Below are 20,149 nucleotides of genomic sequence, written 5' to 3'. Positions count from 1 at the left end.
CCTCTTATTCTTGCTCAGTAGCTTTCTTACGTAATGCAACTTTATCTATTTTCCCTTGCACCATCGGAAATTCTTCAATGAATCTTATTTGATCTGGTATCTTATATCTAGCAATACGAAGATTACAATATTCATATAGTTCCTGACTGTTTAGGTCGCTCCTATTCTTTTGCACAAACGCAATAATTTGTTCTCCAAAAACAGGATGCGGAATTCCAACGACAACTACTCTTAACACATCCGGGTGTTTTTCTAAGATGCTCTCAATCTCTCCTGGAATAACTTGTTGACCACCTTTTTTGATCATGTCTTTTTTGCGGCCTACAAGTTCAATTTTTCCATCATCGTTAGTTCTTCCTAGATCCCCTGAGAAAAACCATCCATCCTTATACACATCATTAGTCAAATCAGGTCGTTGATAATAACCTAAAAACGGTCGTTCTGATTGATATAAGAGTTCTCCAATTCTTTCTTCCGATTGAGAGTCAAATTTATATTTGATATTAGGTAACAACGTCCAATTCATATCATTGCGAATATCGTTTTCTGTGTACATTACCGTTCCAAACTCAGTAATCCCTAAAAAGCTCATGATCTTAGCTGGGAAGTCTGAATATGTTTGTAAAAATTCTTTGGTCACTAATTCTCCAAATACACATAGTAAAGATACTTGATTTAATACTTGCTTCCCTAAGGATTTGCTAAATAAGTCCATAGCTTTAAATAGAGATGGAGTCGAAATGAATTTTTTGCTAGCATGACTTTCGAAAAGTTGAATGATCTCTGGAAAATTGAAATTCTCCGATAGTACCAAATGTGTCTTGGACTGCATAGTTGATAGTATCCACGCTAGACCAAACACCCCCGTTGCCGGAGCTAAAAGAAATAGTTTATCATTTTCAAAAATATCCAGCCCTATGTTAATCCCTTTTCCTACCCTTTGGACGAAATCCACATCGTATACAATCCCTTTTGGAGTGCCAGTACTTCCGGATGTACATCCAATTATTTGAATTTGTCCTTCTTCAAGGGGATATTTTTCTCCGATATGAATAGTTTGGTTCCACTTCATATCCTCTTTATTTTCCAAAATAATTGTCTCTTTTAGATTTGAAGCAGCCCATTGATTAATTGTCTCCCATAAATGAAATCCATTATGTTCAGTCACTGTAAAGACTATGTGAGGACTAACAAAATCTAAAACAGAAATTAAATCTTCATGGCGTAGAAGCGGACTAAGGGGTACAGTGATTCCCTGTAATTTACTAATTGCCAATGCTAAAGAAGTGAAATCATAAACGGAAGGCACAATCAATGCGATTCTCTTCCCCTTTATATCCCCTAGCGTTTCAAACAACTGCACATATTCTGCAACACCCTGCTGGATGTCTCTATAAGAAAAATTGCCTCGTTGAGTAGAAAGGATCTCCTTATTGAGGTCAAGATCTTGTTCAAAAATCCAATCGTAGAAATTGTTCATTATTTGCTCTCCTCCATTGTCATCAATTGATACAATGATCCAACCGTTTCTAAATCTTTATCACTTTGTAAATTGAACGAACCTAAACCAAATCTAGCTGTAAGCTCTACGATTAAATTCACCATTTGTAAGGAATCCACATCTAGCTCATCTCGAAAAGATGCATCCTTATGAATTCTGTCTAATGGAACTTTAGAGACATCAGCAATGACTTGTCTAAACTCTTCAAAACTCATCCTTCATTCCCCACTTTCCTTGAAACCACTCAATCGCTTTCGTGCGAATTTCCGGTAACTTGTAATTGCAGCAATGCCCTTCATCTTCATACTCAAGTAGAATTTTTCCAGAAGGAAGATTCTCAAATAGGCCGTAGATATCTTCATCCTTCACCATTACATCTTTTTTCCCATGAACGAGTAAAACAGGTTTTTGTAGTTTAATCTGAGGATAGTCTGGAATGATTGTTTCGTCCGATACAGCAAACAATCTTTCCATGAAATAATCAGGCATTTGAATTTCTTCATTTCTAAATGCTGGTGAAACGGCAACTGCCTTAGAAACTTTTTCATTACCACTTCCATAAATAGCCCAGGCTGCTCCAGAACTTGTCCCAAAAAGGAAAATGTCATGAGCAGGAAAAGTATTTGATGCATACTCAATCATCATGTCTACAAATCGTTCCCAGCGAAGTCTTGTCGCTTTCAATCCATGTCTTGTAAACGTTTCTCCTTGTCCTGGTCCATCAAAGCTAACAACTACATAATTTTTTTCTACAAAATCCATCTCATAAGAAAAGAGCTCTTCTTTTGTTGAATCAATAGGATTGATAATAATGATAACCCCTTCAGGATTGTTGGGAATTCGAACTCGACCGTAATAACTGTTCTCATCGATAAGTAACTCCACATACTCAGTCTTTATATCAGAAAGTTGATCTGCTTTTTTAACAACTAGCAAGCTTTTCATCAACCAATCTAGTTTTTCCCCTCCATGTTCGGGAATTAACCATTGATTGAGTTGATAATAGAGGGCTGCTATGCGGTAAACAGATTCCGCTTGTTCCACAAACCCAACCTTTTTTATTGATTCCGCCATTGTGTATTTTTCCTCTGCTAGTTCACCCCAAGTTTTAAACCATCGTTCCTTTGCTATGATGGAGTGTCGTAGCTTAGCTAAATCGTGATAGGAAACCCCATGTACAATCCAACGGTCCCAAAACCCTTCAAATAAACTTGCCGTTAAGAGTGTCTTATCCATGGTGCTCATGATATTTTTGTGAATGTCAGTTGATAGCACTTAATTGCCCCTCCTTTTCTTCCCAAGCATCAAATGTCAAAATGATCGTAGACCCGCTTGGGGATGTATATAAGAAAATTTGCTTTGCCATTTTCATCATGAGGGTAAAACCTTGTCCCATTGATTTTTTCGTGGAATATCCCGCTAACAACACCTTTTTAGGTAACTGTTCAAGAGGAAAACCAGGACCCTTATCTTCGATCACAAACCTAATTTCATTGGCATCTTCATTTTCGATCAAGGTCATTTTTCCTTCTTCAGCATGCTTGATTGTGTTTGTAATGGCTTCGGACAATACAAGTAACCAACTCATCATCTTTGCTTTATTTAACTCTCTTTGTTCAAATCTCTCTTTTGCTAGATTACGATTTTTTGGAATGTCCGAACTTTCTTTAATAGTACCTTCGCAAATAACATCACCTTTTTTATATTGCGATAGCTCTTCTTTGGAAATGAGCAAAAATTTCCCTTGGCTAGCTGCATGGATGACATCACGATAAATTCTCCATTCCACATCGTCTTCTTTGACCGTATCTTCATTCCCTTTTACAGAAGACAGACGAGAAAATAAATCCTTTTGATGAATTTCATATGCCTTCAACATCGCATTTTGAAAATTCATATGGATGTTCAAACTCTTGATTTCTTTAACAATATCTTTTTGGTCCTTGTCCCATTCCAGCATTTGTTCCGCCAAGTAGAGAGTCATTTCAGTTTCCTTCAATTCTTCTACTGGTGGATAGGTCCCTGTTGAAAGAGACATATAAAACAAAGCTTCCCAATCTAGGGAATCCAGATTGAGATACTGACCCAATTTTTTTGCTAGAAAGCCTCGGTTGGTCTTAAAAATTAATTCTGCATATGATATATCTGAGGGCGGAGACGGAAGCTCTATATATTTTGTTTCAGTAGATTTTTTAAACTTACTAAAAAACCGTCCCAACTTTAAACTGGCCTCCTTATAATATTCCAAGAGGCGGCATAATCGTGATCTCGTCGACAAAGGCGCCTTTTGGCTGATCAATTAGATAAAGAAAATGACTAGCGATTGTTTCTACAGGAATCATGTTAGACATCTCTGGCTTCGGGTCGATTTCATCCCAAAAAGTACTACTTACTGAACCTGGTACGACCGATGTGACTTGAATCCCTCTATGTCTAAGCTCCGTTTGCAAAACCTTTGTTAACCCCATAACCCCGAATTTCGATGCAGAATAACCACCACAACCCTGTAATGCTGTTGTACCTGCTATCGAGGCTAAATTTATGATGTGACCGATGCCGTTTTCGACCATGTGCTTACCAAAATATTTACACGTTAAATACGTTCCACGTAAATTGACTGTCATCATCCGATCAAAATCTTCCGTACGAGAGTCAAGAACACTTTCAAAAACACCGAAGCCAGCTGAATTAATAAGGACATCAACCGTTCCAAACTGCTTAACAGCTTCTTCATAGAATCCTTTTACCGAGTCCTCATTAGTGACATCTAAGGGCAATTGCAAGACATTTCTCTCTAGCTGCTTTACATTGCTCCTACTCCCCAGAACGAGATTTCCACCGGACTGATGAATTGCATCTGCAATTGCTTTTCCAATTCCCTTACTAGAACCAGTTATCGCCACCGTTTTTCCTTTTAAGGACTCTCTATTCTCCATCTTCTTCTACTCCAGGACCGTAATATTCAAAGTAATTCTTTTCTGTTTCATACAAACCGATTTTGAACAACTTTGGTAGTTTTGGTGCAAGTAATTGCCAAATGACTACCGCTACATTTTCAGAAGTTGGGTTGAGTTCTTTAAATTCTTCCGTATCTAAATTCAAATGTTTGTGGTCAAACTTTTGAAGAATTTCACGATCGACAATTTGATCCATTTTCGCTAAATCAGCAATCATGCCAGTCACAGGATCTTGTTCTCCGCTAAGCGTTACCTCTAAATAGTAGTTGTGACCATGTCCATATGGATTATTGCATTTACCGAATATATCTAGATTCTCTTCATCAGTTAATTGATTACTATGCAATCTGTGAGCTGTACTGAAATGATACTTTCTTGTTAATCGAACCATAGGGGAATTCTCCTTTTCAGAATATAGGAAATCACTTTCTCTCAAGCGAATTTTGTGTAGTTGACAGTTTTCTAGTTTCCCATCTAATGCATTCCAAATATATGAAACTAAATTTTCTGTTGTTGGAATATTTTCTTTAAAGAAGTCATTTTCCTTATTTAAAAATTTTCCATTTAGATTTTCTTCGACAAATGCTTTTGCAACCTTATCTATATCCGTAATATTCACGACAATGCCTGAGTGAGAGTCAAGATTCCCTTTAACCATTACTTCCAATGTGTAATCATGTCCATGACCATTCTTATTTGCACAAGGACCAAAAATAGCTTCATTTTGTTCTTCCGTCCAATGCTCAATACGATAGGAATGCATAGCAGAAAAGGACAATTTTCTTGAGAGATAAAGCATATGTTTTCCTCCTATTAGTCTCTTGCAAGAGCACGCTCAAATTCTTCAACAAGAGCTACATTATTTTGAAACGCACCTCTTTTAACCGTAGTCACGGTGGCAGAACCAGGCTTCTTCACACCTCTTGCACACATACATAGATGCTGGCCTTCAACACTAACAATGACTCCTTCAGGGTTAAGGACATTCATAATGGCATCCGCCATTTGCGTCGTCATTCTTTCTTGAACCTGCGGTCTCTGCGATACTAGCTCTACTAATCTTGCGAATTTGCTTAAGCCGATAACTCTCCCCTTTGGAATGTACCCAATATGGGCTTTTCCAAAGAACGGAATGAGGTGATGCTCACAAAACGTATAGTAATTAATATCCTTCACCACAACCATGCCGTCATAATCTTCGGCGAATGTAGTTGTGAGTGCTGTCTCAGGATCGACTCCCACTCCTGCAAACACTTCCCCATACATCTTTGCTACGCGTTTAGGAGTTTCTAATAAACCTTCTCGATTTGTGTCCTCTCCAATTAAATCTAAAATTGCTCGTACATGCTCTTCGATTAATCCTTTTTTTATTTCAACGCTCATTTTTAAGCCCTCGCCCTCTTTTTTGCATTAAAAAACGCTCACCAAAAATGATTGGTGAGCGTCGATCGTATACAGGTTACTTGACCTATATATCAACAACTATTTCCAATCCTTTTCGGTAACCCGGCGGTCATAGCTCTATCTCCCATTTCTAGGTAATGAAGCCTTAGATCCGTAGCTTTGCGTCCTTATTTTTCAATAAGTTTGCTATTATCGAAGGAAACTATATTCTATTCATCGACATATACTAAATCTTTACGAAGCGGTACATTGTACCTTTCCATCCAATTGTTTCCTAAAAATTCAACTCGCACTCAATTTTGAAAGGAAATGACTTCATCACCTAAGATATCTTCAAGCTGAAGCATTTCAAATACTTCTTTAACCAAAGGTTGAATATTCTTAATGGTGACTTGAACTGCCTCACTATTCTTTTTTAACGTTTGTATCAAGTTCAATAACAGACCTATTCCTGTTGAGTCCACAAATGGGACTTCCTGAAAGTCAATTTCAATGTGAGAAAATGATTGAAGAGCAGGGATAATTTCGTACTCCATGATTTCTGTTACTTCAATATCCAAATCTCCATGAAATTGAATGGTTGCATATTGTTCATCTTGTTTTAGGTTATAGGAAAACATATTTAAGCTCCTCATCTCAATTTAAAAAACAATTCTTTCATTCTCATCTAGTCTTGCGGTTATATCCCTTTGTTCTTTTTGAAAAGTATATTTTGCTTTTCCTATCTGGATCACTGTTCCCTCTTTTGCAAGTCCAATTTTTATCTTTCCATTGCTCGGAACCATAATTTTGCTGACTACTCCGCCATCTGATCCTGCTTCTTTAATAATCACACCAAGTCTTGCATATACTTCTCCTCCCCTTAAGACACCGTGAATGACTAAATTTCCACCTGCATGAATCTTAGAGTTATAGCACCCTTGGCCGTTAATAAGGACATCTCCACCGGAAAAAATAAGACTGTTGTGGGCATATTTCATCTCAACTAGACAATCTTTATCCTTTTCTGGATCATGCTTCTCAATCATTTCTTCTATTCTTTTTAGTAGTGAACTTAATCCTTCAATTGAATGATATTCATTTGAAATCGATGAGAGGAAACATAATCTCAATTGTTCCTCTAACATAACCAATTCGCTACTTAATAACTGTCCTCCACTTTTGGTCAATTCGCTAAATTGCTTCACAGAAATAATTAGCGACTTAAATTTCTTTTCAACCAATATTTTGATTAACGAAAGAAGCCCCTTCCTGGCAAAATCGGTCGTTTTAAATGCAGGTAAGTTCATTAATTGTTTGATGGATGCATTCATTGCAACCATTTGTTCCTGAATTTGAGTTAAGATGAAAATCAATTCAGAAGCAAAAACATTTTGTTGTCCAGCCGAGATCGTACTATTGATCGAATTTCCACTAACGATCACTGTTTCTCGAGAAGTTACAGTACTTGAAAAAACATTCCGATATATACTGATTTGGCCATCTGCTTCAACTAGCATGCCATCCTCCACATTTCCAAGAACATCTATGTCTCCTTTAAAACGAAGATTACCCGATGTAAAATTGATATCTCCTGGATGAACAAGCTTTTGCATAATCGATACTTTGGTCAGCAAACCTTTCCCTTCAATTACTGGTCTCCCTGATTCTGTTGCCACTATTTTTGTCCCATTTTCGATCAATGACACTCCTTTTCCAGTATGTATCGTTAATGGAAAAGTTGGCTTTGGAGGAATCGGTTCATTAGTTACCGTAGCTCCTGGCAATCCAGGCTTTTGCATATGGACAAGAGCGATGACTTGCCCTTTTTGTACAGTAGGAATCTCTTTGACCTCGCGAAAATCAAGAGATCCATCCGCTCGTTCTTTAGGTCCCACCCTGTTTTTCGTTTCAGTGAGAATCTCTATCCTTCCGTTCTCACCATCCTTCGGTGCAATACCCGTGGCTATGATAAATTGACCTGGTTTTTCTGTATTCACGGCTTTCACGATTTCATTATGATTAAAACCATGGATGACACGTAATTCTTCTAACTCCTCCAGTATGCCTTTATATTCAAGATTATTAATAACCTCTATCTTCTCTTCTGCTTCAATATTTATGTGAAAGTCCGGCTCCACATCTTTAACTTTATAAGTCTTTCGTAGACCAGGCTTCACATGTAAAAACACATTTAATCTTTGCGCATCCATAGTGATTTCCCAACTAGGCTCGACCGTCTCCTCAATCGTCTCAATTTCAAATTGGTCATCTTTTGTCGCAACAGCTGTTCCTTTCACCAGTTCACCGTTTTTCAATAGCTTGATTTCTTTACAAACGGTAATCGTAGGATACTTCAGTTCAGTTGGTTCACAATAAATACGCCCGTCTTTGATCCAAACCTTCCCTACCTTATCCTGCGTTATGAACGAGCCTTGTTCTCTTTTGAATAAATCAGTAACTTCGGGGCTATATGGGACTTGTTCAATATTCTCTAAAACCTTTGAAATAGAATGCTCTATTTCTTGTAGTGAAACTTCAAAAGCATCCTCTATGACTTTTAGCCCTTCCTCTTCAAGTTTCGTTAGCTTCACAACTGCCTCTTTTGAGCGCAGACGCATAAAGCCTTTTGATTCTTGTTGAATAATCTCTATGGCAACCTGTTCTTGCTTTGTTCCTAATATGTCTAGTCCTTGCTGAATGGCTTCCTTTATGTCTTTACCTCTTGAGAGGATGGATTGTCCCATTTTATTCACCCCTTTGTCAGTCTCTCTTACCATTTTCGTCCGCATAAATATCACTAGCCTAAACTAGTAATATAAGAGGAGAGAACCTGCATTCTTTGTGACATAAATGTAACTTTTTTACTATTTTATGTCCATTTGATATTGGGCACGATAGGTCAATATATCGACATCTTGATACAATAGTCGGACACCAAGAGACAAAAACAGCACATTTCGACAAATCCGCAAAAAAAAGATATCCATAGTGGATACCTCTTTTACAATAAATATTAAATTCTAACTGATAAATTTCCCTTAATAACATTTAGTAAGTCGGAGAGATCAAAAGGCTTTGTGACGTAATCTTTAAATCCCATTTCTAATGCAGACCTAATATCCTTTTCCATCGCATTTGCACTTAACGCAATAACGGGAATCCCTTTAGTTTCAGCACTACATTGTAATTGTTGGAATACATCAAATCCGCTCATATCTGGAAGATGAAGATCTAACAAAATTAAATCGGGATTCTGATGCTTTGCAATCTCCAAACCTGTCTTTCCATTTAAAGCACACATTAAGGAGTAATTCGGTATTTTCGCAAAAATCTGCTCAACCAATTGTAGATTAGAATGTTGATCCTCAATATACAGAATCTGATAAGAACTTTCTTCTAGGAGTACAGTTTCTTGCGAGCGAACAGCTGATTTACTCATTTTTTCTCTTAGCATTTGTTCAAGCGGAAGTCGCACCCAAAAATCACTTCCCACTCCAGGTACACTGCTAACCCCTACTTCTCCTCCCATTAACTGAACAATCTGATGGACGAGCGCCAATCCTATCCCTGTTCCTTCAATATGAGCATGATCTAATCTGTAAAAAGGTTCAAATATCGTTAGTTGTTCATTTACCGGAATACCCACTCCCGTATCTTTCACATGAATTTCGATAAATGTATCCTTGCAATTGCAAAGAATCTCTACTTTACCAGCTTCACGATTATACTTAATGGCATTATCCAATAAATTAAGAATTATTTGCTTTAAACGCACTTGATCAGAGTAGACATATTTTTCATGACATTCACTTTTTTCACTCATAATCGAAACCTTTTTCATTTTTGCGGTTGATTCCACAATCCTGACACATTCATCAATCACATTCCCTATTTGGAATGTATCCTTGGTAATTTTCAATTTTCCCGTTTCAATTCGAGCCAAATCAAGAATTTCATTTATAAGACTTAACAAATGTCTACCGCCTTTTAATATTTCCTGATTGAAACTTTGCTGCTGAGAAGAGAGTGTTTGATCGAGTTCTAATAATTGAGAAAAACCGAGTATTCCATTTAGCGGCGTTCTAAGTTCATGACTCATTTTTGATAAAAAGTCTGATTTCGCCAAATTGGATTTCTCCGCTTCTTCTTTGGCTACGATGATGCCACGCTCCATCTTCCTTTGAATGGTGATATCTTCAAATATCCAAAGATGATGCTTATTCTCTTGATCAATATTAAATGGAGAATATAATCTCTTTAAAATTCGCTCTTTGTTGGTCACAATTTCATCAGCCTTTGGTTGATTATTGGCCAAAATTTCAAGATATCGCTCTTCTTCTTTTGGTTTATCTTTAAAAATAGTGACGGGTACATCATTGAGCATATTTTTCCCTATTAATTCAAGGATTGGTTCCTTCATTTCAAACATCTGACAGAAAGATAAATTTAGAGCAATAATATTCACGTCACTATCTGTTACAATCACTCCGTATGGCAAGCTATCAATCAAAGTTGTATTGAGGGCATTCACTTCTCTTAGTTTCATTTCCTGTTCTTTTTGCCAAGTAATATCCGACAAGGTCAACAGCACCTCTGGAGTACCTTCCTCCCACAAAGGTTCAAGAAATTTTGTATTCACTGAAAACCATTTGTTCTTACCATTTTTTTTGATACCAATTACTTTTTTCGTGAAATCCTCTCCCGTCTTAAAAGTGACATGCACTGGAGAGTTTTCTTGAGATAATGGACTTCCATTTTCATCGATCAATGAAGATGTTTCACCAACTTGGTCCCAATCAATTATGTCGCCCTTTGGAATATCAAACATATGATAAAAGTTATTATTTAATGGAATGGCTCTATGATCTTCTGTGCAAATCAAAATCGCTTCAGCCATTTCACTTAGAATATTTCGATAAAATTTTTCCCCTTGCTTATGAAGTTGCTCTGCTTTTTTCCGATCTGTAATATCCACACCAGAACCGATTACTTCAACCACTTTTCCATTTTTAACAACAGGACTTAAGGTAACGTAATAATCAATATTATTGAAGGCAGTCTCAAAGCTTGTGATTTCACCATTCCACGCTTTGTTATAACTACTTAGTATGGATAGCGCAGATTTCTCTGGAAGAAATTCCGATAGCCTTTTTCCTAAAACTTGCTTTGAATTTCCATGCAGGCGGTAAAATAACGCTCCTTCTGCTAACGTATGGATAAAGTCATCTCCGATTTTGATGAACTTTAACGTCATTCCTTGCTGCTTCCGAAGCGTATTCACGAGGCTTTTTTGTGATTTTTTTATCCGTTCCTGATAAGCAACTATATCACGATTGTCCCTTGCTATGACAAAGACACCTACGAATTGATGATCTAATATGATCGGTACAAATGTAATCATCATCGGAATCCATTTGCCTTCACCAGTCTTCATCCATGTTTCAAAATCCTTGTTATTTCCGTCTTGTAGGTTTTGAAACTTCTGTTCTATTCTTTTCTGATCCCCTTTCTTAAACAGGGTAAAAAGATCATTAGAAAGAAGGTCTTCTTTTCTGAAATTTAATATCTCTGTTACTTTAGCGTTGAGATCTGTAATCTTCCCAGTTGCATCAACGGTCAATACAACATTAGGGTTAAGTTCTACCATCGATCGATAATAAACTTCGGTAACTCTTTGCTGCTTCTGTGCACGATTTTTATCAAAATAGGTAACAATGAATAGAATAGAAATCATCACAGTTGTAACAAAACCTAATCCATACGCCCATGTATTGGGAGAGAACTCACTAGTGAACACATCAAAACCGATCGTATTATGAGGAGGATTTAATGGTTTTTTCCCAATGATTCTTACCGACTTAAGAGAAATATAGTGTAAAGATGACATTCCCAATCCCATAATAAAGGAGCTAGCAAGCATTTTTGAGATAACAAATCTTTGGCTTATCCAGTTGCTAAACAAAAGAAAACTTGTTACAGCAAGAATGATAAAAACAATAACCATCGAAATGATGATAAATGAGAAATTATAGTTGGTCTCAAGCTGCATGGACAGCATTCCCAGATTTTGCATCCCAATAATAGCTAATCCCATAACGGCAGCATAAAGACCTATACTTAATACAGAAAGATTAAAATATATTACGATGAAAAAACCTATAAAAGATAGGATGAATGCTACTAACAATGAAAGGAGCGTTAATCCTGCTTGAAAGGTAACAATTTGATGTGTATCATAGGCTAACATACCAATAAAATGCATCGTCCATATTCCCACGCCCATAATGAATGAGCTCAAAATCAACCACTTATATTTATTCTGCTTATTTGTTACCCGAAGTCTATCAAACATTGTAAAAGCAGCATATGACGCGATAATTGCAACCAATACTGACAACAATACAAGCTTTCCATCCAAATCCCCTGAGTATCCCATCGACTATTCTCCTATTTTTTCAGAATATCTCTCATCATATTAGAATTTGCTCGCTCAGACAACCTGAATCTTCTCTCCAAAACTGACAATTTCTACAGTTTTCGATAACCGTATAGACAAGAAATTCCCCTATACAATCAGCCATTCGGACATATTAGGCATCCATATCTCCATTTGCTCAATATTTCAAAAAAAATAGTCTTTCATTTGTTAATATTAAATTCAGCAATTAGGTCTAAAGATTTATTTTCCATAGTTCAGAGGGGTGTATAGGTAGATGAACAATATTTTTAGTAGCCAATACACAATTTTATCTATTGTGTTGGTATTACTCATTATGTTTGCCTTTTTATATCGAAAGACTCAATTTAAAAACAAGAAATTCAGTATAGCTTCATTTAATTCCTTAATACAGCATGATCCTGATGCGATATTCATATTAAACCGTGATGGCATAATCATTGATGGAAACATCTCCATAGAAAAAGTATTCGGTTATACCCTAGATGAAGTGAAGGAACGGAGCTTTCTATTTCTTTTGGAACACAAGTTTCACACTCTTTTCAGTTTACGATTCGGACAAGCGATCATTGGGAGTCCAAAGGAAAGCCAGGTTGTAGGATTCCATAAAGATGGATCCCGAATCATCCTAAGCTTAAAATGTACCCCTCTTTTGGAAAAAGAGAAATCACTCGGCGCTTTTGTCGTAGTTCAAGATATAACAGAACAGGAGCAAGTTCGAGCAACTCTCTATAAAACGAATGAAAAATTAACTTGTTTCTTAAATAACACAGCTGATGCTATTAACATCACAAATTTGAATAGCGAAGTTATCTTTATCAATCCATCCTTCGAGAAAATGTTTGGATGGTCAGAAGACGAACTTTTAGGGAAACCTTTACCTATTATTCCTTTAGATACAAAGGAAGTTGAGAAGGAAAAAAGACAGTCTTTACTAAAAGGTGATTCCATTAATAACTGGGAGGAGAAATTTATTCGAAAAGATGGCTCCCGTATCTATGTAAATACATCTATTTCAGCATTAAAAGATGAACACGGAAATATTGAAGGATTTGCTTCTATTACTAGAGATATTTCAGAACGCAAAGATGCTGAACAAAAGCTTCTTTCTAGCGAAGAGAAATATCGTCTAATTGCCGAGAACTCCAGCGATTTAATTCGAATTGTTGATAAATCAGGGCAAGTTTTATATGCCTCACCATCACATAAAGCATTATTAGGCTATTCTCCTGAAGAGATCGTAGGAAGACCTTTTCAAATAGACGTTCATCCGGAGGATGTACCACGCCTTCTCAAAGAATACGAAGTCATGAAAAAGATCCCGAAACCAACAACGATGGTTTATAGAAGACAGCATAAAGACGGTCATTATATTGATATTGAAGCATGCTGTTCACCTTTTCTAAGTGATAATCACGAGCTTAGTCACTATATTGTCGTAATACGGGATATCTCTGAAAGAAAACAATATGAAAAGAAATTACGAAACCTAGCGTATCATGATTCACTCACCAAAGTTCGCAACCGTAGATACTTTCACGATCAGTTGGTGCATACCTTACATGACTCTGAGAAAAACAACAAAAAGTTTGCACTTCTCTATCTAGATTGTGATCGCTTCAAATGGGTGAATGATACAATGGGGCATGATATAGGAGACGAACTCTTAAAGCAATTTGTTACTAGAGTTACGGAAGTAATTCCTTCATCTAATTCCATTTACAGACTAGGTGGAGATGAATTCGCCGTGATTTTACTAGATACACAATCGAAGGAACAAATTGCAGCGATTGCAGAAAGGATTAATTGGGAACTACAAAGACCGTGGGTTATAGACGAACATCGTTTCGTCACCACTAGTTCAATTGGCATTAGTATTTATCCTTATCATGGACAAAATAAAAGTACCTTAATATCTCATGCTGACCAAGCACTCTATCAAGCAAAGCAAGCTGGAAGAAACTCTTACAAGTTCTTCACAGATGAGTTCGAAAGAAAGTTCGATCGGTTAGTCATACTGGAAAACGACTTAAAGCAAGCTATTCGCAACCAACAGTTTCAACTTGCTTATCAGCCACAAGTGAATATTCGAACCGGCATGGCCAATTGTTTGGAAGTGTTATTACGCTATAACCACCCTGAACTTGGGAACATTGGGCCAGAAGAATTTATCCCGATTTGTGAAAAAACAGGGCTCATTGATGAAATAACCCTTTGGATAATCGAACAGGTAGGAAATGAATATAGAAAGTTGAACAAACATGGCTATTCACCTGTCAAATTTGCTATCAACCTTTCACCGATCTCGTTAAGTACTCAAGATGGTACTAAACAAATTATCCAAGCCATTACAAAAGCAAATATCCCACCTTATTTGCTAGAATTTGAAATTACGGAACTAGCGTTTCTAGATAACCTTGATGAAATATCACAAAGATTAACTGAATTAAAGCAATTAGGTGTTAGCGTTTCTCTAGATGATTTCGGCTCAGGATATTCCTCATTAATTTATTTCAAACAACTGCCAATTGACAAAATCAAAATTGATAAGACCTTTATTCAGGATGTTGTTAATGAAAATGGTAAAAAGGCACAAACTGTTATCAATGCGGTTTTATTTTTAGCAAAAGAATTACATCTGGACGTTGTATGCGAGGGTGTAGAAACAGAAGAACAGCTAATATATTTATTAAAAAGCAATCTAACCTACGCACAAGGCTATTATTTTAGTAAACCTATTACAGATATAGAAATTGAAAAGTTAAGATTTATGGAAACAAAGGAAACAGGCGAGAAAGTTATCTATTTTTAAACTACTCCACTCCCATGTATGTAAACTTACATGGGAGTCTTTCTTTTAGCCCCATGTTATTACACATAACTCTTTTTGAATTCGGGAAATGTAAGATATATACCTGAACTCAATTTTTTTCCTTCAATAGAGTTTCACATGGAGGTTACCAATGCATGTTTAACACATGGCTAAGCTATCCTAAATATTTTCGTTATAGCTTCTTTCTATTATTGAGTTTAGGAATTGTCTTGAACGGGTTTATTTTTGAAAATGAAAGCAATATGTATTTGTTGTATATCCTTAGTGTTGTTTTTTTAGGGATTGGTTTCTATAATAGTTCCGCTTTACTTATCATCCTTCTTACAACCATTGTAGTAATATGTAGGTTTTATCTCATTCCAGACGAATTTCCTACAATTACAACTTTCTTTACGTATTTACTAACTTACCTTTTAGTATCATTTATTTCTAGAGCATTAATGAGGTTTGCACAAAAGGTAAGAAATGACCATTTGGAACTTACGACAGCACTCGCCAATGCCTTGAATTCTAGAGATCCATATACTCGGCATCATTCTGAGAAGGTCTCGAAGTATGGCCTAGAAATTGCAAAGGAAATGGAATTATCTGCGGAATTATGCGATGTTATCCGGATTGGGGGGTTACTCCATGATATCGGAAAAATTGGAATACCTGAAGATATATTAACTAAAAAGGGAAAGTTAACTGAGGAAGAATACAACATTATCAAAAGCCACACAAGAATAGGTTATAAAATCATTCAGCATATATCAAATTTCGCTGAAAATGGAGTCTTAGACATTGTTCTTTATCATCATGAAAGATACGACGGTAGAGGATACCCATCCGGGTTAAAAGGCAAAGAAATCCCATTGGTGGCACGTATCATCGCAGTTGCAGATACATTTGATGCCATGACATCAAACCGTGTCTATAGAAAGAAATTAGACTTTAACTCTACATTAAACACACTTCAGCAAAATAAAGGGACACAATTTGACCCTGAAATAGTGGATGTCCTTTTGAGAGTACTTGAGAGAAAAAAGTAAAAAACGAGAGCCCACGCATCATTATTAATGTGTGGGCTTTTTATAGGTGAGATGCCGCTTAGATGAAAAACGAGTAGCTTCTCATCCCGTAAGGATATTCTCACTTGGATAACGGATTTTTGTGTTATCCTGTTTCGCTAAAGACATGACGAGCGTGAGTGGACCTAGTTTTCCTAAAAACATCATAAAGATGATAATTAATTTCCCCATTATCGTTAATTTTGCCGTTACACCCATTGAAAGTCCTACGGTTCCAAATGCAGATATGACCTCAAATAACAACGGCAAAAACGGTTCTTTTTCCGTAATATTCAACAAGAACACTGCCACAAAAATAAAGGCGAGGGCAACACTCGAAATCGCCAATGAGCGGAAGACAATTTCGTAGTCTATTGACTTTCTTCCAACAACTACTTCCTTTTTACCTCTTAGATAGGTGATCACAGCAAGGACAATGACAAGGAAGGTCGTCAGCTTGATACCTCCACCCGTTGAGGCACTGCCGGCTCCAACGAACATAAGCAGGAGCATTAAAAAGATCGTTGATTCATCTAAACTGGCAATATCTAATGAATTAAAACCTGCCGTTCGTGGTGATACCGCTTGGAAATACGAAGCCCACAATTTATCCCATAGGGAAGCTAAACCTCCTAAAGTATTAGGGTTGCTATACTCCAAGGTAAAAATGAGTAGCATGGAAACAATATTAATCACGAATGTCCCGACGATCATTAATCTACTGTGAAGGGACATTTTTTTATAGCTCTTTTCCCGCCACAATTCGATTAAAACGGTGAATCCTAATCCTCCAGTTATGAATAATAGAGAGATCACAATATTAACAATCGGGTCCCCTACAAAACCCATTAAGTTATCTGGCCATAGGGCCATACCTGCATTATTAAAAGCAGAAATAGAGTGAAAGAAGCTATAAAACAGCCCTTTTCCCCATCCCAAATCAGGTACCCATCTCAACGCTAAAAAGAGCATAGCAATCCCTTCAATGGCTAAAGAAAAAATGAATAAATTCCGAACTAAATAGATCACGCCACCGATGGATGTCTGATTTAGGGATTGTTGAATCAATATTCGATCCTTCAAACCAATTTTCTTCCCTAATGCCATATAGATTAGGACAGCAAAGGACATAATTCCAAGTCCGCCTAATTGAATTAATGAAACAATCACACATTGACCAAACAAGGTATAAACACTCCCTGTATCAACAACTGCGAGCCCCGTCACCGTCATGGCAGAGGTTGCTGTAAAAAGAGCATCAATGAAGTGAATCGGTTCATTTGTTGCAAAAGGAAGCATTAATAATCCCGTTCCAATGAGAATCGAAACAAAGAAAATCAAAATCAAAAGTTGCGACGGGGAAAGATTGATCTTCCTATAATCCATCATTAAACCCCTTTCTTGTCAAAGCGATTGATATCTTCGTTTCGACCAATTACCACCAGGACATCCCCTCTCAAAATTTCCATATCTGGCGGCGGTGAAACAAAGATTTCTTTTCCTCTTTGGATCGCGACAATATTACAACCAAATCTTGCGCGAATATCTAATTCAGATAACGTTTTATGGTTGATCAAATCTGATGCAACAACCTCAGCTATTCCAAATTCCTTTGATAATTCGATATGATCAATGATTTTTTTCGAAGCGATATGATGAGCAATCCGCAACGCCATGTCACGTTCAGGATGAATCACGCGGTCTACACCAATTTTTTCAAGAACTTTGGCGTGATAATCATCATGCGCTTTTGCCCACACTTGCGGGACACCAATTTCTTTTAATAGCAAAGATGTAAGGATACTTGATTTAACATTGTCTCCGAAGGAAACAATTGCACAGTCAAAATTACGTACTCCCAATTTTTTTAAAATGTTTTCATCGATTTCAGCTGCCACGACGGAATGGGTGGCAAATTCAGAGTAGGCGTTGACCTTCGCTTCATCAATATCTACTGCTAGCACTTCAATATCCGCTTCTGATAATGCTTTGACTAACGTGCCGCCAAACCTTCCCAAACCAAAAACAGCAAACGACTTCTTCATCAAATGACTTCCTTTCCAAATTCAACACAGTAATCTTTGTCAAAAAAATAGACACAAAAAAACCATTCCTAATTAAAGAATGGTCAATGTGATCATTAACCCTTCTCTCACACAGTGCTTACGAGGTTAGCTGTCGGATTAGGGATTGAGAGCACCCCTTCCTAACAAACTTAGTTTGTTAAGATTCACCCCAAGATAAACGCATGTTCATCAAAAATGGTTCCCCCGCTCATAAGATTCAGCAAAAAGGTTTGATTATTAAAATGGTAAATAACAAAAATAAGATACTCCTCTCGGGAATTAATGTCAACATTTTTCTAGTAAATATATCCACCGAAAAAGAAGTTATACTGAATTAGGAATAGTTTGGGGAATGGTCCTTTGAACAAACTAAATCTGTCTTTACTGCCCACCTTATTTACGAAAAGCACCTAATCCTCTGCTTATTTCCTCCGTTTGTTGATAGACCTTTTTATAAAGGGCAAAAAGCTCCCGATACTTCACCACATTTTCCTCAATCGGTTCATACGTTTTCACAACTCTCGAGAACAAATCAGCACAATCATTTATGGATGCATACCAACCGCATCCATATGCCGCCAGCATCCCGGCTCCGATCCCCGGTCCTTGTTCACTCGAAAGCTTTTGAATCTTCGCATTAAAAATATCAGCTTGAATTTGTAGCCACATATCATTCTTTGCCCCACCACCAATGGAGACGATCGTTTCGATATTCTTGCCGCTTTCTCTGAAAATTTCTATCGATTCATTTAAAGAAAATGTGATTCCTTCAATGACAGCTCTTACGAAGTCAATTCGTTTATGAGATCCATCGACTCCGATAAAGCTTCCTCTGATCAGTGCATCCGCATGTGGGGTTCTTTCTCCTACGAGATAAGGCGTAAACAAGAGTCCATTCGCGCCAATAGGAACATCTTCAATTCCCTTTAACACCGCAGAAAAATCTTCCTGCTCAGCAAAAGTATCCTTAAACCAACTTAAACTATAGCCTGCTGCTAGCGTTACTCCCATTGTGTAAAACGCATTTTCTTTCCCGTGATTAAAATAGTGGACCTTCCCACCGAAATCACGTCCTTTATCTTCTTCATATGATAAGACAACACCCGAGGTTCCAATGCTGCATAATGATTTCCCATCTGATAAAATCCCAGAGCCAATTGCTCCACAAGCATTATCCGCACCGCCAGTAAATACCTTCGTACCTATAGAGAGTCCTGTTTGTTGAGCAATTTCATTTGTGATCGTCCCGACAAAAGCATGCGATTCAACCAATGGTGGACAAAGTGATATATCCACCCCAACCGCATTACATATTTCAGAACTCCATTCCTTCTTGACCACATTCAGCAATAATGTGCCAGCTGCATCAGAGTATTCACTATTTAGCTCCCCTGTTAAACGGAATCGTAAATAATCCTTCGGCAATAAAAAAGTTTTTGCTTTTTTATAGATATCTGGCTCATATTCTTTAACCCATAATAGCTTAGGTAATGTAAATCCCTCTAAGGCCGGGTTTCTAGCAACATTTAATAATGTGTCCTTACCAACTAGCTCATAGATCATTTCACACTGCTTCGTTGTCCGAACATCATTCCAAAGAATGGCATTTCGAAGAACTTCATTATTCTGATCTAAGAGCACTAGTCCGTGCATTTGTCCTGAAAAGCTGATTCCTTCTATCGCTTCAATTTCACCCTCAAATTCCTTCACCAACACTGATAATGCCCTAATCGTTTTATGAACCCATTCCTCAGGATCCTGCTCACTGTGCCCTGATTTTTCTTGTATAAGAGGATAGACCTGCGAAACTTCTCCACACACTTCCCCTAATTGATTGAGTAATAAAACCTTCACAGCACTTGTTCCAAGATCTATTCCGATTACATATTTCATCGTTCCC

The 20,149-nt window shown here is 37.2% G+C and carries 15 protein-coding genes and 2 riboswitches; of the genes, 2 read left to right on the top strand and 13 right to left on the bottom strand.

The annotated features are described in order from the left end of the window. Positions 1–4: 4 nt before the first annotated feature. The 10 genes from FA727_RS18150 to FA727_RS18110 form a co-directional block, all read right to left on the bottom strand. Positions 5–1,480 carry a class I adenylate-forming enzyme family protein gene (locus FA727_RS18150; protein ID WP_136832956.1) on the bottom strand — a complete coding sequence of 492 codons (1,476 nt, stop codon included), beginning with the start codon at positions 1,478–1,480 and terminating at the stop codon, positions 5–7. After that, on the bottom strand, positions 1,480–1,716 hold the full coding sequence (locus FA727_RS18145) for an acyl carrier protein (protein ID WP_136832955.1): 237 nt from the start codon (positions 1,714–1,716) through the stop codon (positions 1,480–1,482). The genes FA727_RS18150 and FA727_RS18145 overlap by 1 nt, the downstream gene beginning before the upstream one ends. Beyond that, positions 1,706–2,776, bottom strand: a complete 1,071-nt coding sequence (locus FA727_RS18140; RefSeq protein ID WP_246041956.1) for an alpha/beta hydrolase — start codon at positions 2,774–2,776, stop codon at positions 1,706–1,708. Before FA727_RS18140 ends, FA727_RS18145 begins: the two co-directional genes overlap by 11 nt. Next, positions 2,763–3,539 (bottom strand): ATP-binding protein, encoded by a 777-nt coding sequence (locus tag FA727_RS24465; protein WP_170209287.1) that lies wholly within the window; start codon positions 3,537–3,539, stop codon positions 2,763–2,765. Before FA727_RS24465 ends, FA727_RS18140 begins: the two co-directional genes overlap by 14 nt. A 196-nt stretch (positions 3,540–3,735) precedes the next feature. After that, positions 3,736–4,437, bottom strand: a complete 702-nt coding sequence (locus tag FA727_RS24460) for an SDR family oxidoreductase (RefSeq protein WP_170209286.1) — start codon at positions 4,435–4,437, stop codon at positions 3,736–3,738. After that, positions 4,427–5,257 (bottom strand): 6-carboxytetrahydropterin synthase, encoded by an 831-nt coding sequence (locus tag FA727_RS18130; protein ID WP_136832954.1) that lies wholly within the window; start codon positions 5,255–5,257, stop codon positions 4,427–4,429. Before FA727_RS18130 ends, FA727_RS24460 begins: the two co-directional genes overlap by 11 nt. Positions 5,258–5,271: 14 nt before the next feature. Further along, the gene (folE, locus tag FA727_RS18125) at positions 5,272–5,841 is read right to left on the bottom strand and encodes a GTP cyclohydrolase I FolE (protein ID WP_136832953.1); all 570 of its coding nucleotides are present in this window, start codon (positions 5,839–5,841) and stop codon (positions 5,272–5,274) included. Positions 5,842–5,955: 114 nt separating this feature from the next. Next, positions 5,956–6,060, bottom strand: a riboswitch (cyclic di-GMP riboswitch). Positions 6,061–6,155: 95 nt separating this feature from the next. Then, a complete protein-coding gene (locus FA727_RS18120) occupies positions 6,156–6,482 on the bottom strand; it encodes an STAS domain-containing protein (protein ID WP_136832952.1) in 327 nt (108 codons plus the stop codon). A gap of 21 nt (positions 6,483–6,503) precedes the next feature. After that, a complete protein-coding gene (locus FA727_RS18115) occupies positions 6,504–8,588 on the bottom strand; it encodes a FapA family protein (RefSeq protein ID WP_136832951.1) in 2,085 nt (694 codons plus the stop codon). A gap of 269 nt (positions 8,589–8,857) precedes the next feature. Further along, positions 8,858–12,280 carry an ATP-binding protein gene (locus FA727_RS18110; protein ID WP_136832950.1) on the bottom strand — a complete coding sequence of 1,141 codons (3,423 nt, stop codon included), beginning with the start codon at positions 12,278–12,280 and terminating at the stop codon, positions 8,858–8,860. Positions 12,281–12,557: 277 nt separating this feature from the next. Between FA727_RS18110 and FA727_RS18105 the strand changes: the two genes are divergently transcribed. Both FA727_RS18105 and FA727_RS18100 read left to right on the top strand, forming a co-directional pair. Further along, a complete protein-coding gene (locus tag FA727_RS18105) occupies positions 12,558–15,113 on the top strand; it encodes a bifunctional diguanylate cyclase/phosphodiesterase (protein WP_136832949.1) in 2,556 nt (851 codons plus the stop codon). Positions 15,114–15,268: 155 nt separating this feature from the next. Next, entirely contained in the window at positions 15,269–16,165 is an 897-nt protein-coding gene (locus tag FA727_RS18100) for an HD-GYP domain-containing protein (RefSeq protein WP_136832948.1), read from the top strand. 81 nt (positions 16,166–16,246) lie between these two features. On the opposite strand, the gene FA727_RS18095 is transcribed toward FA727_RS18100, so the two are convergent. The 3 genes from FA727_RS18095 to xylB form a co-directional block, all read right to left on the bottom strand. Beyond that, entirely contained in the window at positions 16,247–17,569 is a 1,323-nt protein-coding gene (locus tag FA727_RS18095) for a TrkH family potassium uptake protein (protein ID WP_136832947.1), read from the bottom strand. A gap of 2 nt (positions 17,570–17,571) precedes the next feature. Next, positions 17,572–18,228 (bottom strand): potassium channel family protein, encoded by a 657-nt coding sequence (locus FA727_RS18090; protein WP_136832946.1) that lies wholly within the window; start codon positions 18,226–18,228, stop codon positions 17,572–17,574. Between the two features lie 99 nt (positions 18,229–18,327). Continuing rightward, a riboswitch (cyclic di-AMP (ydaO/yuaA leader) is annotated at positions 18,328–18,482 on the bottom strand. A 160-nt stretch (positions 18,483–18,642) separates the two neighbouring features. After that, complete coding sequence (gene xylB / locus FA727_RS18085; RefSeq protein ID WP_136832945.1) at positions 18,643–20,142, bottom strand: xylulokinase; 1,500 nt, start codon at positions 20,140–20,142, stop codon at positions 18,643–18,645. Positions 20,143–20,149: the final 7 nt, after the last annotated feature.

It is taken from the genome of Robertmurraya kyonggiensis (assembly GCF_005116465.1).
GTDB lineage: Bacteria > Bacillota > Bacilli > Bacillales > Cytobacillaceae > Robertmurraya > Robertmurraya kyonggiensis.
The sequence above is the reverse complement of the archived record's forward strand: the minus strand, read 5'-3'. Positions and strand labels throughout refer to the sequence as shown.